General features: G+C 64.1%; 16 protein-coding genes and 1 tRNA gene. 3 read left to right on the forward strand and 14 right to left on the reverse strand.

The features are described from left to right. Nucleotides 1-10: 10 nt before the first annotated feature. From H6P80_RS10330 to H6P80_RS10370, 9 genes are all read right to left on the reverse strand, one after another. A complete protein-coding gene (locus H6P80_RS10330) occupies nt 11-1,489 on the reverse strand; it encodes an MATE family efflux transporter (protein WP_185801306.1) in 1,479 nt (492 codons plus the stop codon). Nucleotides 1,490-1,633: 144 nt separating this feature from the next. Beyond that, nucleotides 1,634-2,005 carry a VOC family protein gene (locus tag H6P80_RS10335; RefSeq protein WP_185801307.1) on the reverse strand — a complete coding sequence of 124 codons (372 nt, stop codon included), beginning with the start codon at nt 2,003-2,005 and terminating at the stop codon, nt 1,634-1,636. A gap of 1 nt (nt 2,006) precedes the next feature. Then, the gene (locus H6P80_RS10340; protein ID WP_185801308.1) at nt 2,007-4,655 is read right to left on the reverse strand and encodes a valine--tRNA ligase; all 2,649 of its coding nucleotides are present in this window, start codon (nt 4,653-4,655) and stop codon (nt 2,007-2,009) included. A gap of 56 nt (nt 4,656-4,711) precedes the next feature. Next, complete coding sequence (locus H6P80_RS10345) at nt 4,712-5,134, reverse strand: response regulator (protein ID WP_185801309.1); 423 nt, start codon at nt 5,132-5,134, stop codon at nt 4,712-4,714. Nucleotides 5,135-5,341: 207 nt separating this feature from the next. After that, the gene (locus tag H6P80_RS10350; protein ID WP_185801310.1) at nt 5,342-5,728 is read right to left on the reverse strand and encodes a response regulator; all 387 of its coding nucleotides are present in this window, start codon (nt 5,726-5,728) and stop codon (nt 5,342-5,344) included. 87 nt (nt 5,729-5,815) lie between these two features. Further along, nucleotides 5,816-7,888 carry a S9 family peptidase gene (locus H6P80_RS10355; RefSeq protein WP_185801311.1) on the reverse strand — a complete coding sequence of 691 codons (2,073 nt, stop codon included), beginning with the start codon at nt 7,886-7,888 and terminating at the stop codon, nt 5,816-5,818. 60 nt (nt 7,889-7,948) lie between these two features. Next, entirely contained in the window at nt 7,949-8,470 is a 522-nt protein-coding gene (locus H6P80_RS10360; RefSeq protein ID WP_185801312.1) for a DUF2497 domain-containing protein, read from the reverse strand. A 15-nt stretch (nt 8,471-8,485) separates the two neighbouring features. Next, nucleotides 8,486-9,940 (reverse strand): TolC family outer membrane protein, encoded by a 1,455-nt coding sequence (locus H6P80_RS10365; protein WP_235973862.1) that lies wholly within the window; start codon nt 9,938-9,940, stop codon nt 8,486-8,488. A gap of 11 nt (nt 9,941-9,951) precedes the next feature. After that, nucleotides 9,952-10,602, reverse strand: coding sequence for a protein-L-isoaspartate O-methyltransferase family protein (locus H6P80_RS10370; protein ID WP_185801313.1), 651 nt, complete (start codon nt 10,600-10,602; stop codon nt 9,952-9,954). 192 nt (nt 10,603-10,794) lie between these two features. Between H6P80_RS10370 and H6P80_RS10375 the strand changes: the two genes are divergently transcribed. Together H6P80_RS10375 and H6P80_RS10380 are read left to right on the forward strand one after the other, a co-directional pair. Next, nucleotides 10,795-10,868, forward strand: a tRNA-Cys gene (locus H6P80_RS10375). A 156-nt stretch (nt 10,869-11,024) separates the two neighbouring features. Next, nucleotides 11,025-12,863, forward strand: coding sequence for a caspase family protein (locus tag H6P80_RS10380; RefSeq protein ID WP_185801314.1), 1,839 nt, complete (start codon nt 11,025-11,027; stop codon nt 12,861-12,863). Between the two features lie 35 nt (nt 12,864-12,898). Here the strand turns inward: H6P80_RS10380 and H6P80_RS10385 are convergent, their stop codons facing one another. Genes H6P80_RS10385 through H6P80_RS10400 form a run of 4 tightly spaced genes read right to left on the reverse strand, consistent with a single transcriptional unit; the run spans nt 12,899 to nt 16,752 of the window. Beyond that, nucleotides 12,899-14,077 (reverse strand): BaiN/RdsA family NAD(P)/FAD-dependent oxidoreductase, encoded by a 1,179-nt coding sequence (locus tag H6P80_RS10385; protein ID WP_185801315.1) that lies wholly within the window; start codon nt 14,075-14,077, stop codon nt 12,899-12,901. 16 nt (nt 14,078-14,093) lie between these two features. Beyond that, the gene (locus tag H6P80_RS10390) at nt 14,094-15,110 is read right to left on the reverse strand and encodes a DUF2891 domain-containing protein (protein ID WP_185801316.1); all 1,017 of its coding nucleotides are present in this window, start codon (nt 15,108-15,110) and stop codon (nt 14,094-14,096) included. Continuing rightward, on the reverse strand, nt 15,110-16,060 hold the full coding sequence (locus tag H6P80_RS10395; RefSeq protein ID WP_185801317.1) for a DUF979 domain-containing protein: 951 nt from the start codon (nt 16,058-16,060) through the stop codon (nt 15,110-15,112). Before H6P80_RS10395 ends, H6P80_RS10390 begins: the two co-directional genes overlap by 1 nt. After that, nucleotides 16,057-16,752, reverse strand: a complete 696-nt coding sequence (locus H6P80_RS10400) for a DUF969 domain-containing protein (protein WP_185801318.1) — start codon at nt 16,750-16,752, stop codon at nt 16,057-16,059. The genes H6P80_RS10395 and H6P80_RS10400 overlap by 4 nt, the downstream gene beginning before the upstream one ends. 251 nt (nt 16,753-17,003) lie before the next feature. Here H6P80_RS10400 and H6P80_RS10405 point away from each other — a divergent pair, with 251 nt between their 5' ends. Further along, nucleotides 17,004-17,237: a hypothetical protein gene (locus H6P80_RS10405; protein ID WP_185801319.1), complete on the forward strand. Its 234-nt coding sequence runs from the start codon at nt 17,004-17,006 to the stop codon at nt 17,235-17,237. Between the two features lie 31 nt (nt 17,238-17,268). On the opposite strand, the gene H6P80_RS10410 is transcribed toward H6P80_RS10405, so the two are convergent. Further along, on the reverse strand, nt 17,269-20,838 hold the full coding sequence (locus tag H6P80_RS10410; RefSeq protein WP_185801320.1) for a hydantoinase B/oxoprolinase family protein: 3,570 nt from the start codon (nt 20,836-20,838) through the stop codon (nt 17,269-17,271). Between the last annotated feature and the right edge of the window lie 5 nt (nt 20,839-20,843).

Raw genomic sequence — 20,843 nt, forward strand, 5'->3', positions numbered from 1 at the left:
GAAACCCGATTTACCCGCTGGGATTGAGCCGGCCGGACTGTTCGCCGCTCGCCAGGGTTTCCTCGCGCGCATAGGCACCGTCGACATTGTCGAGCAGCGCGGATTTGCGCCAAGGCGCGTAACGATAATAGGCGAGCGACAGGATCGCGGCGACGAACGAACCCGCCGGAAAGCTGAGCCACAGCGAATCCGAACCCAGCCAGGGCTCCATCGCCAGCGCGAAGCCGATCCGCACCGGGATCAGCGCGGTCGCGAAGATCAGCAACGGCCCGATCACCGCACCATTGGCGCGCACGGTGGAAAGCACCGTCATGGTAATGCCGAACAGCACGAACCCCCAGGTGGCGAATAGCATGATCCGTTCGGCGATCGGCGTGGCGGGCGAGGACGTGCCGAGATCGAACATGCTCAAAAGCGGCCGATCGAACAGGATGATCGCGATCGACATGCCCAATGTGATGACCAGGCTGAAAACGAAGCCGGAAGCGGTGATCCGGCCAATCCGGTCCCACCGCCCGGCGCCGATATTCTGCGCGGCCATGGCGGACACCGCCGCGCCGATCGCCATCGCCGGCATCTGGACATAATTCCACAGCTGCTGGACGACGCCATAGGCGGCGACGGTATGGACGCCCTCGCGGTTGATGAGCCCGATCATCGCCAACGCGGCGCCCGATATGACGAGCATCTGCGCGCCGATCGGCAAGCCCTTGGCAAGGATCACCCGGGCAAGCTTCGGATCGGGTTTGAGATACGCCCATTCCGCGCCGCGCAGCCGGATCGGCAGATCGCGCGCATAGATGAAGACGAGCATCCCGAACAGGGCGACGACATTGGCGATCACCGTTGCCATCGCGGATCCCGAAATCCCCATTTCGGGCGCCGGGCCCAGGCCCAGGATAAACACCGGGTTCAGCGCGACATCGAGGATCACCGCCAGCCCCATGAACCAGAGCGGCGTCATCGAATCGCCGACCCCGCGCAGCGCCATCATCGAGACCACGAAGATCATCACGAACGGGAAAGAGAAGAGGACGACGCGCAGATATTCCTCGGCGAGCTGCTGCGCTTCGCCCGGCGTGCCGAGAAAGGCGAGCAGTTCGGGCGCGAACGTCCAGCCCAGGGTGCCTATCGCCAGCGCGCCGAACAACAGCATCCCCACCGAACTGCCGACCGTGCGCCGTGCGCTGTCGATATCCCCGCGGCCATAACTCTGCCCCACGAGGATCGTCGCCGCCATGCCGAAACCGAAAACGCCGGCGAACAGCAGGAACATGATGATATGGGTGTTGGACGTCGCCGCCAGCGCTTCCTCGCCCAGGAAATGGCCGATCCAGATGGTGTTCACCGTGGCGTTCAGCGATTGCAGGATGTTCGAGGCAAGCGTGGGCAGCGCGAACAGCAGCAGGGTTTTGGCGATCGGGCCGGTGGTGAGATCCCCCTTACGCCCGCGAGGCGGCGAAGCGGCGGGGCGTTGTACGTCGTTCATTGCCCGCCTCCCTGCTGTTTGCGCGCGTGGGTGAAATGCGGCTGCCGGGCCACGCCGCCTCCATCGACACTGGCGCGCCGAATGTCCAGAAGCTTGGCCTTTACAACGCCATGGCGTGACTTGGGCCCAAGATGCACCCGAAGGCTAAGGCGCGGCCGTCCAACCCACTTCGACCCGCAAACCATCGGGGTCCTTGAAGAAGCAGGCGCGATCCTCACCGAAAGGCTGGATTTCGGGGACCGGGAAGCCAGCCTCCGCCATGGCCGCGCGTACGGCTTCCAGCGCCTCTACGGTCTCGACCTCCAGCCCGATATGATTGAGGCCCGCGCCGAACCGCTCATAGGGCCGCGCATCTTCCTCCGCGAGCCGCACGTCGAAACCGATCCCCTGCCCGTTCACCCAGACATGATCACGCGTCTTTTCGAAACCGAGCAGCGGCAGCAGCGCGCCATACCAGGGCAGGCTTTCGTCATAGGAAGAGACGAGGATGACGAGATGATCGAGCTTCGCCGCCATGCTAGCCGAGCCGTTCGAGCGCCGCCCGCAGCCGTTCCGCCTCGGCTGATTTTTCCGCATGGTCCGCCCGCGCCTTTTCAACCGCTTCAGGCTTCGCCTTTTCGACGAATTGCGGATTGGAGAGCCGCTTGTCGAGCGAGATCGCTTCCTTCTCGGCGGCCTCGAGCGATTTGGCGAGCCGGGCCTTTTCAGCGTCGAGATCGATCACGCCTTCGAGCGGAAGGACGAAGGTCGCTTCATCAACAACAATCTGGGCGGCGCTGCCGTCGGCTTCGCCATCGACAGTGACGCTCTCGATCCGCGCCATCCGCGCCAATGCTGCGGACTGGCTGGAAAGCCGGGCCTTGGTCAGGTCGGACGCATCACGGACGATCAACGGCATTTTGGCACCGGGCGGGATGTTCAGCTCGGATCGCGCCGCACGGGTTTCGCCGACGAGGCGGATCAGCCAATCGATTTCGCTGGCGGCGTCTTCGTCAATCGCCACCTGCGGATCGGGCCATTTTGCGACGATCAGATCGTAATGGCGGTCGCCCATGCCGTTCCAAAGCTCTTCGGTGACGAAGGGCATGAAGGGGTGAAGCATGACGAAAATCTGGTCGAGCACCCAGCCCGCGACGATCTTGGTCTCCTCGTCGATCTCGCCCTTTTCGTCACCGACAAAGGCGGGCTTGATCAGTTCCAGATACCAGTCGCAGAAGCGGTCCCAGACGAAATGGTAGAGGGTGTTTGCAGCCGCATCGAAGCGGAATTCGGCGAGCGCCGTATCGAGCTTGCCCAGCGTCTCGACGACCTCGGAGATGATCCAGCGATTGACCGGAAGCTCGGCGGGCGGCGCGGCAAGCGTTGCCGACGCGCCGATACCGTTGGATTGGCAGAAACGCGCGGCATTCCACAGTTTCGTCGCGAAATTGCGGTATCCGGCGAGCCGGCCCTCGTCCATCTTGATGTCGCGGCCCTGGCTTTCCATCGCTGCCATGAAAAAGCGCAGCGCGTCGGCGCCGTACTGGTCGATCAGTCCCAAGGGATCGACGGTATTGCCCTTGGACTTCGACATCTTCTGCCCGTCCGCCGCGCGGACAAGTCCGTGGAGGTAGAGCGTCTTCCACGGGGCCGCGCCCATGAACTGGATGCCCTGCATCATCATCCGCGCATCCCAGAAGAACAGGATATCGAAGCCGGAAATCAGGACGTCGTTGGGATAGTGGCGCTTGAGATCGTCGGTTTCCTCAGGCCAGCCCAAGGTGCCGAATGGCCAGAGCGCGGAGGAGAACCATGTGTCGAGGACGTCGGGATCGCGAGAGAGGGAAACGCCCTCCCCGGCCTGTTCTTGTGCTGCCGCTTCGTCAGGGGCGACGTAAACGTTGCCGTCTTCGTCATACCAGGCCGGGATCCGATGCCCCCACCAGAGCTGGCGGCTCACGCACCAGGGCTGGATATTCTCCATCCAGTTGAAGAAGGTCTTTTCCCAGCTTTTCGGCACGATATCGATATCGCCATTGCGCACGGCGGCCATGGCCGGCCCGGCCAGCGTTTCCGCGTCGACATACCATTGGTCGGTGAGCCAGGGCTCGATGACGACGTTCGAGCGATCGCCATAGGGGGTGACGACGACGCGATCCTCGACGCTTTGGAGATGGCCGGCGGCATCGATCATCTCGACGATCGCCTTTCGGGCATCGAACCGGTCCATGCCGATCAACTCGTCGGGCACCAGCCCGTCCGCCGTCTGCACGACCTTCGCCTCGGCATCGAGCATGTTGAGCATGTCGGCGGGCGCGAAGCCCGCGCGTTTGCCGACCTCGAAATCGTTGAAATCATGCCCCGGCGTGATCTTCACCGCGCCGCTGCCCAGTTCAGGGTCGGCATGTTCGTCCGTGATGATCGGGACGAGCCGACCGGTGATCGGCAGTTTCACCATCTTGCCGACCATAGCCGTGTAGCGTTCGTCGCTCGGGTGCACGGCGACGGCCATATCGGCGAGCATCGTCTCGGGCCGCGTTGTCGCGACCAAAATCGTGCCGCTGCCGTCTTCCAGAGGATAGGCGAAGTGCCAGAAATGGCCGTTGACCTCGGTATTTTCGACTTCGAGATCGGAAATCGCGGTTTTCAGGCCCGGATCCCAGTTCACCAGCCTTTTGTCGCGATAGATCAGGCCATCGTTGAACAGATCCACGAACACCTTGTTGACCGCCTCGCAGAAGCCCGGGTCCATCGTGAACCGCTCATTCGCCCAGTCCATCGAACAGCCAAGGCGGCGGAGCTGGCCGGTGATCGTGCCGCCGCTCTCTTCCTTCCACTCCCAGACCTTGGCGATGAAATCCTCGCGCGAAAAATCCGTGCGCTTCTGCTGCTGCTCGTTCAGTTGTCGCTCGACGACCATCTGCGTGGCGATGCCGGCATGATCGGTGCCGACCACCCAGAGCGCGTCCTTGCCCAGCAGCCGCTGGTGGCGGATCAGGATATCCTGCAGTGTATTATCGAGCGCATGGCCGATATGCAGGCTGCCCGTCACATTGGGCGGCGGGTTGACGATGGTGAAAGGCGTTGCGTCACCGCGTTCGGGGCGGAACAGGCCCTTTTCTTCCCAATGGGAATACCAGCGCGCCTCTATTTCGGCGGGATCGAATGTTTTTGGAAGCTCGGTCATGACGGGAGAGCCGTTAGCAAGCCCTCTCCCGCCGCGCTACCGGCTTTATGTGCGGCCTATTCGATATCGAGCGCGGTGCGGATGCGGTCGTTCAGCTCCTCGACGAGAAACGGCTTCAGCAGCACGTCGTGCTGGCCGAGGCTGTCGATGGTCATCCGGTGATGCGGGAAGCCGCTGATAAGGATCGTCTTCAGGCCCGCCATTTCCTTGGCGAACTCGGCAATATCCGGTCCGCCCAATGTTCCGGGCATCACGACATCGGCAATGACGAGATCGATATCGTAGCGCGTCGCCAGGATATCGAGCGCCTTGGCCGCTTCGGAGCAGAGCACGACCCGATAGCCGAGTTCCTCGATCAGCTCCTTGACCGTGTCGCCAACCTCCGGCTGGTCGTCGACGAGCAGGATGGTTTTCGATTCCGCGACGAAACGCGCAGCATCGTTGCTGATGATTTTGCTGAGGGCGCTGAAGATAGCCATGTGGTCCGAAACGCGCGGAATGCCGCCCGGTTCCCTCGTCTTGCGCCGCGAACGGTGCGTCGCGCGCACCCGCGCTTCGCCGCGGACCGCAAAATCAATTTTTAGACTGATGTATCAAGATGTTATCGAAAGGTTTCGCCGGCTTTCCGAGCCTTAACCGTTCCTTTCGGAATGCGGTATCCAGACCTTTAACCGCGTTTTCCGCCGCTAGCTGGCATCGAGAGCGGCGCGGACGCGCTCGCCCAGTTCCTCCATGCGAAACGGCTTCAGGATCACGTCGAACCGATCGAACTGGTCCGAGGGGATGGCCTTGTCGGCATAGCCCGTGACGAGCACCGCCTTCAGGCCTATTTCTTCCTGCACGCGCAAAGCGAGGTCGGCGCCGTTCAACGAACCGGGCATCACGATATCGGTCAGCAGAAGGTCGATGTCATCGCGCTCCTGGAGAATGTCGAGCGCGGCCTGCGCATTGGGCGCATAGATCACGGCATAGCCGAGTTCCTCAAGCATCGCCTGCGCGACTTCGGCGACGTCCTCCTGATCCTCGACGAACAGGATTTTCTCTCCGCGGCCTTCGATTTTGCTTTCGCTCACCTCTCTCCCCTTTTCGGCCTTGTCGCCGTTTCCGTAATTGCCGGTGTCGGTGTTGCTTGATCAATGTCTCGCAACCCGGATCGTTCCTTACGGACTTTCCCCGGTTCCCGCTTGCCTTTCTTGCGCCGGCGAATCCGGTGCCGTCCAGCGCGCGATCCAGTCATATACCTCGCGATGCCATTGCAAGCTGTTAAGAGGCTTGTTGATCCAGTGATTTTCGTCCGGAAACACGAGCAGCCGCGAAGGTATGTTCCGCCTCTGCAACGCCGTGAAGGCGCCAAGGCTCTGCGGATAGGGTATTCGGAAATCGCGCTCGCCCACCGTCACCAGCATCGGCGTCCGCCAATTCTCGACATGGCTCACCGCGTTCCAGCGCTCATAGGCGCTTTCGCGGTCGAAATACGGGCCGCCGAAATCATGTTCGGGAAACCACAATTCCTCGGTCGCATAGTAGAATTGGCGAAGATCGAAGATACCGGCGTGATTGACGAGGCAATCGAACCGCCCGGGCCAATTGCCCTCGATCCAGTTCATCATATAGCCGCCATAGGAAGCGCCCAGCGCGCAGATGCGATCGCCGTCCATCCAGGGATTGCGATCGAGCACATGCTGCAACCCGATCTGCAGATCGCGCAGCGGCTTTCCGCCCCAGTCATTGGTAATGCTGTCGGTGAAGGCCTGGCCGTATCCGGTGCTGCCGTGAAAATCGATGGTGACAACGGCATAGCCCTGCGCGGCCATCAATGCCGGGTTCCAGCGATAGGACCAGTCATTGCTGAACGAGCCCTGCGGCCCGCCATGGACGAACAGCGCGACCGGCGCGCGCGCGCCCTCCGCAAGGCCCGGCGGGCGGAAAAACTGGCCGCTGACGATATCCCCGTCCGCGCCCTCGAAGGCGAATTCGGTGCGCGTCGGCATGTCGAGATCGCCGAGCAGATCGCCATTGACATTGGTGATCGGGATTTCCCGGCCATCGGCGCCGATCCGGTAGATGTCCGAAGGCGCGAGCGCGCTCGCCATCGTCGCGAGCACGGTTCCATCAGGCAAGGGCGAGGCGGCCCCGACGCTGCGCTCGGTACCGGTCATGCGTTCGAGGGTGCCCTCGGTAAGCGCGTAGCGAAAAAGCGCCGTTTCAAGCCCGTCCTTGGCGACCAGCCAGAGCGACTGCATATCCGCCGACCATCCGATAGCCTCGATCGACCGATCCCAGGCCTGGGTCAGCGCGCGGCTTTCGCCGGTGATGAGATCGCGCAGCTGGAGGACCTGCCGGTCGCTTTCATAGCCCGGTGTCGCCATAGCGACGTAAGCAAGATAGCGCCCGTCCGGCGACGGTGTCGGCAGCGAATCCAGCGCTTCATTGTCTGCGGTCAGCAGTTCGGGCGGCGCGGTTCCGTCGGCGGGCGCACGATAGATGTCGAGATCGGTCGAAGTCGGTTCGGCCGGGCCGCTCTCGCGCAAGGTGAAGAACAGCGAAGCGCCGGTCGGATGCCAGGCGATCTGGTCCCCGCCGCCGAAGGGGCGCGACGGCACATTGCCCGAAAGCGGGCGCGACACGACCACGCCTTCGCCGCTCGCGAGCCCGTCCGCCAGTTCGAAGGTCACGAGCCGCGATTGGGTGCTGTTCTCCCAACTACCCCAGTGGCGCACGAAGATTTCGTCATAGGTCCGCCCGCTCCCGGCATCGTTGGGCGGCGCGGTATCGGCACAGCTCGTTGCCTCGCAGGATACGTCCTCGTCGAACCAGAGCGCGATACGGCCGCCGCCGGGCGCGATGCTGAAACCAGCGACATCGGCATCCACGTCGGTCACCTGCTGCGCCTCGCCCTCGCCTAGCGGGGCGCGCCAGACTTGCGTCGAACCACCGCTATCGCTCAGATAATAGATCCCGCTGCCATCTGCCGCAAAAGCGGGCGCGTCCTCATTCGCATCGGGCGTCGGCCGCCAACGGACCGGCACCGCGCCCTCGGATTCCAGATCGAGCAGCCAGAGATCGTTGCGGCGCGCATTGGCGGCAAGATCGGTCTCGCTCAGCGTGAAAACGAGCTGTGACCCATCGGGCGAAACGCTGCTACCGCCAATCCGCCGCAGCTGGATCAGGTCTTCAGGTGCAAAGGGCCGCGCGGCCGCCGGGCTTGCTACCAGCATCGCGGCAACGGCCATGATGGCTGTGTTTTTCAGGGCGAACCGAACAGGTGAATGATTGAAGGCGGGCAAGCCGGCTTACTTTCCTCCGGCGGCGATTCTGGCAATCTCGCGCGCGACCATTTCCTCCACCATCGCAGGCAGGTTCGCATCAAGCCAGTCTTTCAGCATCGGTTTCAGCATTTCGCGCACCATGCCTTCGAGCGGATGGGCGTCCAGCGCGGCAGCGCCCTCGGTTCCGGGATGCGCGGCGATCGCCGAGAGCGCCGCAAGCGCGGCCTTGCTGGCTTCCACAGTTTCTTCCGAAGCGATCGCTTCGGTCGGCGCCGCCACTTCGTCGATTTCGGGCTGGGCGCGTGCCGGCTTTTTGGGCTCGGCATCCGTCGTGTCCATCTGGTCGGTCAACTCGAGAATGTCCTCATCCCCGGCTTCGTCTTCGATGTCGGCGGGGTCGGAAACCGGCCCGGGGGTCAGCTCCGGCCGGGCGCGCGTGCGCCGGGCTTCGGGCGCGGAAAGCGGCCCATCGCCATCCTCCGCGATGATCTTTTTGATGGAAGCGAGGATCTCCTCCATCGTTGGTTCATGGTTAACGTCGCCCATGCGGCGCGGCATGCCCTAATTTTCGGGATTTGTCACGATATCCCGTTCAGGATTATCAACCGTGCGTGTCGATTGGGGCACAGGGCGCGGATCTTCGTCCCAATCGAACCAGATATTGCGCACGCGCTCGTAATTTCCCGCGGCATTGTAGAGGACGCCGCCGTCGAGCCCCAGATCCGCCGCTTCCGCCTGGCCCATCGCCGCCAACAGGTTGAAACCCGCCACATAGGCGTTTCGCCGCGCGGTCACGAGGTCGACCTGGCTGTTCAACAGTTCCTGCTCGGCATTAAGAATGTCCAATATCGTTCTCAAACCGACGGAATTTTCCGCGCGCACACCTTCCAGCGCCAATTCGTTGGCTTCCACCGCGACGCGCGTCGATTCGATCACCTGCAGCGCCGCGCGATAGCGGGAAAAAGCGGCACGGACATCAGCAACCACGGCGCGTTCGGTCGCAAGCGCGGTTTCCATCGCCTGGGACTGACGCGCCTGCGCCTGGCGAACCTGCGCGGCTGGACGCCCGCCCTGATACAGCGGCAATGTCGCCTGCAGGCCGACCGTCGCGGTCGTTTCTTCCTGCACGAACTGGCCGCCCACGGCGCCGCCCAGCGTATCGAGATAATTGGTGTAATTGCCACGCGCGAACGCCGAAAGCCGCGGCATCCGCGATCCGCGCGCCACGCCGACATCCCGGCGGGAGGCATCGACGCGATGCTGGGCCGCGATCAGGTCCGGATTCTGGACGATCGCAATATCCTCGGCCGCGTCGGGGCTGTTGGGGAGAGCGGGCAGCGGCGGCGGCGCTTCCAGAGTATCCGGCCAGTCGCCGACGAGGCGGAGATAATTCTCCTCGGCCGCCTGGCGCTCGGCCTCCGCCTGCTCCAGCCGGCTGCGCGCGGTGGAAAGCCGCGCCTCGGCCTGCGCGACATCGGTGCGTGTCAGATCGCCGATTTCGAAACGGTCGCTCGTCGCCTGCAAATTGGTATCGAGCACCCGTACCTGATTCTCGTTGAGTTCGACGATATTGCGGTTCGAGATCACGTCGAGATAGGCGGCCACGACATTGGTGAAGAGATTGGCTTCGGTCGACCGCAATTCCGCCTGCCCGGCCTCCACACGGTCGCGTGCCGCGAGCGTGCGGTTGCGCACCGTTCCGCCCTGATAGATGGGCAGCTGCGCCTCGACAGTCCCGGTCGCCAGCCGGCTTGGCGCGGTAAAGCTGTTGGCCGAGGTGCGAACATTTTCCTGATAGGATCCGTTGACGTTGACCGAGGGGCGGCCATCGGCGAGCGAAATCGGCACATTCTCGTCCGTCGCGCGCTGCCCGGCGCGCGCGGCGTTCAGGGTCGGATTGGTCTGATAGGCGAGGAGCAGCGCCTCGCGCAGCGTTTCCGCCATGGCGGGCGTCTGCGGCGCGGCAAGCGCAGCCGCCGCGATGCCGATCGACAGGGTTCGGGCCATGGACGCCATATTAATCTTCCCTAGAAAACAAAGGCCTTGGGCTGTTCGAAGCCGGGCAATCCCGCAGCGAGCGCATCGGCAAAGGCGGTCGCGCCGAACGATCCGCCCTGTTTGCGCCCATAAACGAGCCGGATCATGCCGTCCTCGACCAGCGCCGCGGCAAGCCGGCCGCCATCCGCCAGCTGGTCGATAATCGCTCCCGGCAGATGCTCGACCGCGCCATCGACGAGGATCGCGTCATAGGGCGCGCCGGCCGCCCAGCCTTCGGTGAGCGGACCGGCCGCGCTCTCGACATTGCCCAGCGCGCGCAGCGCATCGGCGCCGATGGCCGCGATTTCCGCATTTTCTTCCAGCGCGACAACGCTTTTCGCGAGTTCGGCGCACAACGCGGCGCTATAGCCGCTGCCCGCCCCGACCACGAGAACATGATCGTCGGGCGTGAGCGCCAATTCGGTGAGCAACCGTCCGGTCGCCATCGGCAGGTTCATCCGCCGCCCTTCGCCGAGCGGCAAGAGCATATCGGCATAAGCGAGCGCGGACTTTTCAGCCGGCACAAAGGCTTCGCGCGGAATATGCCCCATCGCCTTGACGACCCGCAGATCGTCGACCGCGGTCGTGCGAAGCTGGCTTTCGACCATCGCGAACCGCATCGCTTCGAAATCGTGACTCATCGGGCTGCAACCTCATGGAACGTCGGATCGTTTCGGCAACTGTCTTATATAAGCAATACAGCTGCGTCAACGGTGCCTTCTACCGGCTATCCCCATTGAGGCCAAGCGCCGAGTGCCTCCGTTTCGACGAATGTGCGGTTGAGGTTGACAGATTGCCACAGCTTGCGCATTTGCCCGGCCCTCCACCCTGACGGCCCGATGGCGGAGTGGTGACGCAGCGGATTGCAAATCCGTGTACGCCGGTTCGATTCCGGCTCGGGCCTCCACCCCTTCGACAATTTGCCTTGCGCGATGCCCATGGTTGCGCGTCGCGAGTCCGCATATCTCCTCCCCATCGCAGGACGATCCCTTTGTCTGCGAGGCTCGGGAAGCATATAGCGGTTCCTGAACCGGATAAGAGACGCCGGCCGGCAGGAGGGCCCATGCAGCGAAACAGCGCGAAAAAGATGGCGAAACGCATATTGGCTGGCCTGCTGCTGTGCATCACCCTTTTGGCGCTGCTGATCACGCCGGCATGGGCCATGGCGCAGGACGATACCGGCCAGCTGCCGCGCGCCGTTGATGGCCGCCGCGTGGCGCTGGTGATCGGCAATTCGGACTATCGGGAGGAATCCGCCTGGGCCGATCTATCCAACGCGGCCAACGATGCGCGGCATATCGCCCGGCTACTCGGCGATTCGGCGCGCGGCGCTTCGCGGTTCGAAGTCACGCTCATCACCGACGGTACGATGGAAGAGATACTGGAAGGGCTGGCCGCTTTTGCGGAAAGCGCCGCCAACGCCGATGTTAGCCTTGTCTATTATGCAGGCCACGGATTCGAATATGGCCGCGAGAATTTCATCGTGCCGGTCGATGCGCCGGGGCAGGTCTCGCAATATCAGATCGAGCAGCATTTCATCGGCATGGAACAGATTGTCGGGCTGGCCGAAGCGCGCGGCTTCCAGATGTTCTTCCTCGACGCCTGCCGCGTACGCGGGCCGTTCGTTGGACGGGGCTCCAGCGGCGATGCCGAACGGGCGGGCTATTTCGGCGCGATCGAGGCACCGCGATCGGTGGTATTCTACGCCACGGTCCTTGGCGAGGTCGCCTATGACGCCGCGCCGCCGAACGAACCGCTCAGCCCCTTCGCCTCGGCGGTCGGCCGCGCGATCAGCCTTCCCGGGCTCGACATTCCCTATGTGCTGACCAGCGTTACGCAAGACGTGCGCGAAGCGACCGATATTTACGCGCCGCCGCAACAGCCGATCTTTGTCGGTTCCTGGTCGCGGCCCTTTTATTTCGTGCCGGCCAGCGCGCCGGCTTCGGCGGGCCAGTCGCTGGCGCTCGCACAAAGCCATGCGCAGGACACGGCCTATGCGATGGCGGACGGGCGAACGCGATCCGCCGGCAGCGATCGCCGAGCCCGCCAATCGCCGCCCGCGGGCCCGCAGCTTTCGGGAATGACGCCACCCGTGCCGCCCGGCGCCGACGAAGAGGACCAGCCCCCTCGCCTCGATATCCCCTTCTCCCGCCTCAGCACGGTCGATGACGACCGTATCGTGCTCGATGTCCTGGAACGCCATAGCCCGGAGGAGGTCCTGGCCATGGCCGGGCACGGCGATCCGGTGGCGCAATATCTCGTCGGCTATATGTATGAATTCGGCGCGGGGCTGCCGCGCGATCTCGATATGGCGCGGCAATGGCTGGAACTGGCGGCGGCGACCGAACATCCCGCAGGCCAGCTCGAACTCGGCTATTTCCTGCAGCGGCACGGCAGCGAGGCCGAACGCGAAGACGCCCTCGCCCTGCTGATCGCAGCAAGCGACACGGGCTATGCCAAGGCCAAGTCGCACCTGGCCTCCACGCTGCTGACCGGCCCCTCCGGAGAACGCTATGCGGAGGAGGCTACCCGGCTTTACCGGGAGGCCGCCGAGCTTGGCCATGCCTATGCCCGTTACGCTCTCTCCATTCGCCAGGACGATCCGCCGACCCAGATTGCGCGGCTGCGCGCGCTCTCCGAAAGCGGCAATCGCGAAGGCGACCGCTGGTTATGCGAACTTTCGCAGAGCAGCTTCGCGATCGACGAAGCTTATCGCCACTGCGAGACGGCGGCGCGCGACGGCTATACGATCGCGCGGGCCTATACGGCGCTGATGCTCGACACTGGCGAAGGCGTCGAGCGGTCACCCGGCATGGCCCGCTACTGGGCGCGCATCGCCACGGAGAGCTTCGACCTTTCCGAAGGCCTGCGCGCGCGGATGGCAACGATCCTCGGCGAATAGCGCCGACGCGGTCGAGCCGCGCCGATGAGGCCCGGTCAGAGCGCCTGCGCCGCCGCCCATCCGCTCGCCCAGGCCCATTGGAAATTATAACCACCGAGCCAGCCGGTGACATCGACCGCTTCGCCGATCGCGTAGAGGCCCGGCACCCGCTTCGCTTCCATGGTCTTCGAGGAAAGCTCGGCGGTGCTTATGCCGCCGATCGTGACTTCGGCCTTGGCAAAGCCTTCTGTGCCGTTGGGCGTAAAGCGCCAGTCGCCGAGCCGCGCCGCCGCCTGCCTCAGCGCCTCGTCCGTCCGGTTGCCGAGATCGCCGTCCAGCGCAAGCCGGTCGGCCAATGTCGCGGCCAACCGGTCCGGCAAGGCGTCGCGAAGCAGCGCGCGCAATGTCGTGGCGGGCGTCGCGCGCTTGGCATCGATCAGCCAATCCCCGTCCCGAGCCGGCAAAAAATCGATGCCGACCTCCTGGCCGTGCCGCCAATAGGAGGAAATCTGCAGGATCGCCGGGCCCGAAAGCCCGCGATGGGTGAACAGGGCAGCCTCGCGAAACGCCGCCTTGCCGCAGGACGCAACGACTTCGGCGGCGACCCCGGACAGGTCGCGGAACAGCACATCGCCGCCGCCAAGTGTCAGTGGCACCAGCGCCGGGCGGGGCTCGATCACCTTCAACCCGAATTGCCGCGCCAGATCATAGGCGACGCCGGTCGCGCCCATCTTCGGGATGGACGGCCCGCCGGTCGCAATCACCAGCGATCGCGCAGACAGCGTGCGATCCCCGGTCCGTACCCGGAACAGCCCGTCGACATGGGTCACCTCGGCGATCTCCTGCCCGCAGGCGATGTCGACGCCGCTCAGCGCGCATTCGCCGGTCAACATGTCCACGATCTGCCGCGCGGACCCGTCGCAGAAGAGCTGGCCTAGCGTCTTTTCGTGCCAGGCGATGCCGTGGCTTTCGACCAGCGCGATGAAATCGGCGGGCGTGTAGCGGCTCAGCGCCGATTTCGCGAAATGCGGATTGGCGGACAGATAGCGGTCCGGCGCGGTGTGTATATTGGTGAAATTGCAGCGCCCGCCGCCGGAAATCAGAATCTTCTTGCCGGGCTTTTCGGCACGCTCGATCAGCGCGACCCGGCGGCCCCGCCGCCCGGCTTCGGCCGCGCAGAACAGCCCCGCCGCGCCCGCGCCTAGGATCACCGCATCATGTGCCTGGTCCGTCATGGCGATGGAGAGGCTGTCAACGCCCCTGGTCTTCGGCCGCACCGGCGGTCAGCGCCAGTACCGCGAAACTCGCCAGCCAATGCTCGCCCATATAATCGCCCTGCACATGGGGCAGGCTCGCGGCGATATGCCGCTCGGCAAGGTCGTCCGCGATCCCCTGCAAATCTTCGGGCAGCGCATCGGCGATACCGCGCCAGCACCAGGCCCGGGCAAGGTTGCAGCCGTCGAGATGGGCGATTTTGCCGTCGGACCGGTCGCTGGGCGCGGCGGGCGTGAACAGGCTCGGCGGATCGCCGATATCGATGCGCGGCAGGAAGCCGGAATACCAGCCGGCGAAATCGGGTTTGCCGAGCACGATCCGCATGATCAGCGCCTCGATCATCGCCGAGGACAGGAACTCGTCGCCGCCAGGCTCCCAGGCCTGGCAGTCCTTGTCCATGCCGTAATAGAAGCCCGCACGCTCCGCGATCAGCCCGGTAAGATCGGCATCATGCTCCATCGCCCAGCCATGGGCGAGAACCAGTGCGAAGGCGGTGTTGTAATGGGTGCCGGTTCGGATCGGATAGCCCTGTTTCGGCAGGAACAGCTTGAAGCGCGCGGCGAATTCGCGCGCCAGCGGCTCTAGGTTCGCGCCCCAATCGCGATCCTGGTGCCGCGCCGCCTCGCCGTGCAGCGCCAACAGCCAGGCCCAGCCATAAGGCCGCTCGAACCCGCCCGAATATTCGCGGTCGAGATAGGCGAGTTCCGCGCCGACCTTGTCCTCGGTCAGCATCCGGTCGGCGAGCGCGACCACCTCTTCGGCAAAGGGCGCATCGGGATAGAGTCGGCGCAACGTCAGCAGCATCCAGTAACCGTGAACGCAGCTGTGCCAGTCGAAGCTGCCATGGAAGATCGGGTGGAGCTGGCTGGGCGTGCGCGCATCCTCCGGCCCGTTCAGCACATGGTCCAGCTTGTGCGGATATTCGCGGGTGACATGGCCAAGCGCGATGCGGGCGAATTGCGCGGCGAGATCGGGTGTGAGTGTCGTGGTCATCAGAAAGCCAGGAAATAGATCAAAAGGATGTTGCAGGCGAGCAGCGGGATCGCCGTGCCGATCTGCATACGGATCACGCCATACTGGCTCTTCATCTCCAGCAGCGCTGCAGGGACGACATTGAAATTGGCCGCCATCGGGGTCATCAAGGTGCCGCAGAATCCGGCGAGCATCCCGATCGCGCCGATCACGGGCGCATTGCCGCCGAAATCTTCCACCAGGAACGGAATGCCGATCGCCGCCGCCATCACCGGGAAGGCGGCAAAGGCGTTCCCCATCACCATGGTGAACAGCGCCATGCCGAGCGCGTAAATCAGCACGGCAAGGAAGATATTGCCCTCGGGCAGGATGCCGCGCGCGATATCGCCGATCACATCGCCGACCCCGGCCATCGCGAAGACCGCGCCGAGCGCGGCGAGCATCTGCGGCAGCACGGACGCCCAGCCGATCGAATCCATCAGCCGGCGGCCCTCATTGACTGGCGCGACGAGCGGCGGTTTCAGCCAGGCCATGCAGACGCACAGCGCGATCAGGACGCCGGTGCCCAGCAGGATCAGCGTGACCCAGCGCTCTTCGAACAGGCCGGAATTCCCGAACGGCGTGTAATTGTAAAGGATCGTCCCCGCGAAGGCCGTGACCGGGATGATGAGCGCGGGCAGGAACAGCCTGTTGCCGAGCTCCGCCGACAGGTTGAACCGCGTTTCGAGGCTCGTCGTCGGCGGTTCGCCCCGCCCGAGCAGACCGAAACCGGCAAGCCCGACGAGTAGCAGCACGAGGATACCGTTACCGAGATCGCCGAGCATATCGCCGAAAAAGAAGCTCACGGCGAGCAGGCCCCAGAACGCCGCATTGCCGAAGCGTTTGCCGTTGGTCCGGTCGAAGGCGCTGAACAGGGCGAACAAAGTGAAGGTGATCCCGGCGAGCGCATAGAGCCAATAGAGGGTGATCATTGCTCGCCCTCCGCTTTGGGCGCGGGCGTTTTCCGCAGTGACCGGTCAAACAGCAGCAGGCGCGACCCATGGATGAAGAAGGCGCAGATTGCCGTCGGGATTGCCCAGACCGAAAGCTGGAGCGGCGTCAGCTCATAGCCATAGGTCGCGAAAATGCCCTGGATGAGCAGGATCGACGCGATGGCGACGAAGATGTCTTCGCCGAAGAACAGCCCGACATTGTCGGTGGCAGCGGACATGCCGAGCACCCTTTCGCGCTCGTCTTCGCTGAGTTCGCCATGCGTTTTTTCCGCCGCGGCCTCGGCCATCGGCGCGACCAGCGGACGCACTGTCTGGGCGGGGCCGGCAACCGATGTCAGCCCTAGCGCGGCGGTGACCTGGCGAAAAATCAGGTAGAGCAGCAGCAGTTTGCCCATCGTCGCGCCCTTGAGATCCTCGATCACCAGACGCGCGCGCTGCTGCAGCCCATAGCGTTCGAGCAGGCCGATCACCGGCAGCACGATCCAGACGACGCTGATATAGCGGTTCTCGTTGAATGCCCTGCCGAAGGCGGAGATGACCTCGACGAAATCGAGCCCGCCGAGAACCCCCGTCGTGATCGCCGAAGCGGTGACGACGAGCAACGGATTCATTCGCAGCGCAAAACCGACAACTACGACGAGGATGCCGGTCAGCACGAGATAGTCAGACATCGAAAATCTCCGTCAGCTCCGGAAGAGAGAGGGCTCGTTTTCCTACGAGGCTTCGCGAAAAGATGAAGGGGAGAAAAGGTGGCTGACGATGCATCGGCCCGCGTGCCCCTACGCTGTTTCGTATCTCATCCCGTCCGGCTCGGTCCCTTGTGCGGGCGACGGCTTGGCGAGCGCTTTTTTCTTGTCGATGCAGCACGTTCATTTTATTCCGTGCCATGTTCGCGCGATGGCCCCTGCTGCATGTTTTCGCCATGGCCGTCGTCGCGGTCGTGTTCGCGTCAATCTTCTGGACAGGCTGGACGGAATACGCGGCGTGGTTGCCGTTGCTGGCGGCATTGTTTGCGCTCGCGCCCGCAATAATATTCCTCAAGATGCCGCGCGATGCCAGCCCGAAGGAACGCAACAAGACCTTCCTTATGGCCTGGGTGCTTCTCGTTGCGATGCTCGTCGTGTTCACCGTCTTTTCATCCACCACTCTCGCGTGAACCCGCGCCCCGTATAAGGCAGGAAGCGCGGTCACTTCGCCGTGCCAAATCCGCCACCGCCGGGCGTCTCTACAACGAACACATCGCCGACCTCCATCGCTGCCGAGGCGGTGGCGGGCAAGATTTCGCGTGTCCCGTCTGTGCGCAGAACGTAATTTCGGCCCGGCGCCGCATCGCTGCCGCCCTTTATGCCGCGCGGCGGAATCTTGCGCCGATTGGCGAGCATATTGGCCTGCATCGCTTCAAGGAAACGCACGCGGCGAACCGTGCCATCGCCGCCATGATGAGCGCCCTCTCCGCCCGATCCTTTCCGGATCGCGAAACTTTCGAGCAGTACGGGCAGGCGCGTTTCGAGGATCTCAGGATCGGTCAGCCGGCTGTTGGTCATATGCGTCTGGACGGCGCTCGTCCCATCATGGTCCGGCCCCGCACCGGACCCACCCGCGATCGTCTCGTAATATTGGTGGCGCTCATTGCCGAAGGTGAAATTGTTCATCGTGCCCTGCGAGGGCGCCAGCTTTCCGGTAGCCGCGAACAGCGCATCGGTGACGACCTGGCTCGTCTCGACATTGCCGGCGACGACCGCGGCCGGATATTCGGGGTTGAGCATCGAGCCCCTGGGAACGACCAGCTTTATCGGCCGCAGGCAGCCGTCGTTCATCGGGATCATATCGTCGATCAGGGTGCGCACGACATAGAGGGTCGCGGCGCGGGTGATCGAATAAGGTGCGTTGAAATTGTCGGGCAGCTGGTCGCTGGTGCCGGTGAAATCGATGGTCGCCGACCGGGCTTCGCGGTCCACCGATATCGTCACCGAAATTTGCGCGCCATTGTCCATCGCATAGGTGAAACGACCATCGTCGAGCCGCGCAATCAGCCGCCGCACCGCCTCTTCGGCATTGGCAAGGACATGGCCCATATAGGCCTCGACAACCTCGCGGCCATAATCGCCCGCGATCCGCGCCAGCTCCTCGGCGCCGCGCGTGCAGGCGGCGAGCTGCGCCTTGAGATCGGAAATGTTGCGGTCAGGATTGCGCGCCGGCCATTCGCCCGCGCCAAGGATCGCACGCATCTCGGCTTCGAGAAAGCGGCCCTCGTCCACCAGCAAGACGTTGTCGAGCAGCACGCCTTCCTCATCGATGCTGCGACTATTGGGTGGCATCGATCCGGGCGCGATCCCGCCGATATCGGCATGGTGGCCGCGAGCCGCGACGAAGGCGGCGGGTTCGGCTTCCTCGCCATAGAAGACCGGGACGATCACCGTGATATCGGGCAGATGCGTGCCGCCGCGATAGGGCGCGTTGAGCACATAGGCATCGCCGCGCCGGATGCCGCGTCCGTCGGCATGGCCGCCGCGCGCCTCGATGATCGTGCGGATACTGTCACCCATAGAGCCGAGATGGACCGGGATATGCGGCGCATTGGCGATCAGCGCGCCCTCCGCATCGAACAGCGCGCAAGAGAAATCGAGGCGTTCCTTTATATTCACCGAGCTGGCCGTGTTCTGGAGCGCGACGCCCATTTCTTCCGCGATCGCCATGAACAGGTTGTTGAAGATTTCGAGAATCACCGGATCGGCCTTTGTGCCGATGGCATGGCTCTCTTCGCGTGGCACGGCGCGGGTGAGGATCAGGTTGCCATGCGGGTCGCACTCGGCCTGCCATCCCGGTTCGACGACGGTGGTCGAGGTGTCCTCGACGATCAGCGCGGGTCCGGCGACGGGAGCGCCTTGCCGGATCGCATCGCGCCGGATCACGCCTTCGGTTTCGGATTCTATGGATTCGCCACCACCCGGTTCACGCATTTGCATCGCAACGCCGCCCCCCGTCCGGCCCGTCGCCTCTGCGACCAGCGTCTCGACGATCACGTCGGCACTGGCATCGGCATAGCCGAACTGCGCCTTGTGCCGGGTCTCGAAGGCTCTCCGCATCGCCTCCGGCGCGGCCTTTGCGACCTCGAGCGCGCTGTCGCTTCCCGCATAGCGAAGCGCCAGACGGTGTTCGACGGCGATATCGCCGGCATCGACGCCCTGTTCGCCCACTGCGGCTTCGGCCTCTTTGGACAGTGCCTGTAGCGCCGCATCATAATCTTCGCCCAGAGCCTTTCCGAACGTCTCCTCGCGCAGCACCGTGACATCGGCAAGGCCGATACCATAGGCGGACAGCACGCCCGCCAGCGGATGGATCTGGATCCGTTCGATCCCCAGCGCGTCGGCGACGAGACAGGCATGCTGGCCGCCCGCTCCGCCGAAACAGGCCAGCGTATAACGGGTCACGTCATGACCCCGGGCGATCGATATCTTCTTGATCGCATTGGCCATATTGTCGACCGCGATCCGCAGGAAACCCTCGGCGATATCCTCGACGCTCATCCGGTTGCCGGTCGCCGCCTCGATTTCCCCACCCATTTCCCCAAACTTATCCACAGATATGCCCACATCGATCGGCTCGTCGCCGTCGGGCCCGAAAACATGGGGGAAATGATCGGGGCTGATCTTGCCGAGCGCGGCGTTGCAATCGGTCACCGTCAGCGGCCCGCCGCGCCGGTAACAGGCCGGTCCGGGTACCGCGCCCGCGCTGTCCGGCCCCACGCGAAACCGCGTGCCGTCAAAATGGCAGATCGAGCCGCCGCCCGCGGCCACGGTATGGATTTGCAGCATCGGCGCGCGGATGCGCACGCCCGCGACCACCGTTTCGTTGGTGCGCTCATATTGCCCGGCATAGTGCGAGACATCGGTCGAGGTGCCGCCCATGTCGAAGCCGATAATCCGCCCGAATCCCGCCTGCTCGGCGGTTTTTGCCATGCCGACGATGCCGCCGGCGGGCCCCGAAAGGATCGCATCCTTGCCGCGAAAGGCGCTCGCGTCGGCAAGACCGCCACTCGACTGCATGAACTGGAGCCGGGCTTTATCCCCGATCCCGTCCACGACCTTATCCACATAACGGCGCAGCACTGGCGAGAGATAGGCGTCGACCACGGTCGTATCGCCGCGCCCGACCAGCTTGATCAGCGGCCCGACCTCATGGCTGACCGAAATCTGGGTAAAGCCCGTTTCGCGCGCGAGGGCCGCGAGCCGCCCCTCATGCTCCGTATATTTCCAGCCATGCATGAGCAGGATCGCGATCGCGCGATAGCCCTGTGCGAATGCCGCCTCGAAATCCGTCCGGGCCCGGGCTTCGTCGAGCGATGTTTCGACAGTACCATCGACGCGCACGCGCTCGTCGATTTCGATGACATTGTCGTAGAGTTGGCTCGGCAGCACGATATGCCGCGCAAAAATCTCTGGCCGCGCCTGATAGCCGATCCTGAGCGCATCGCCGAAGCCGCGGGTCACGGCGAGCGCCACGCGCTCGCCCTTGCGTTCCAGCAACGCGTTGGTGGCAACCGTCGTCCCCATCTTCACGCTTGCTGCTTCGCCGCCATCCGCGGCTGTCAGCTTCGCAATCGCCGCCACCGCCGCATCGTCATATTGTTCGGGATTGTCGGAGAGCAACTTCTCGACGTGCAGCGTCCCGTCCGGCGCGGTTGCCACGACATCGGTAAACGTACCCCCGCGATCGATCGCGAAACGCCAGCCCCTGTTTTCGGTATTCGGCTCCATCGCGC

The organism is Parasphingopyxis marina, from assembly GCF_014237875.1.
Classification (GTDB): domain Bacteria; phylum Pseudomonadota; class Alphaproteobacteria; order Sphingomonadales; family Sphingomonadaceae; genus Parasphingopyxis; species Parasphingopyxis marina.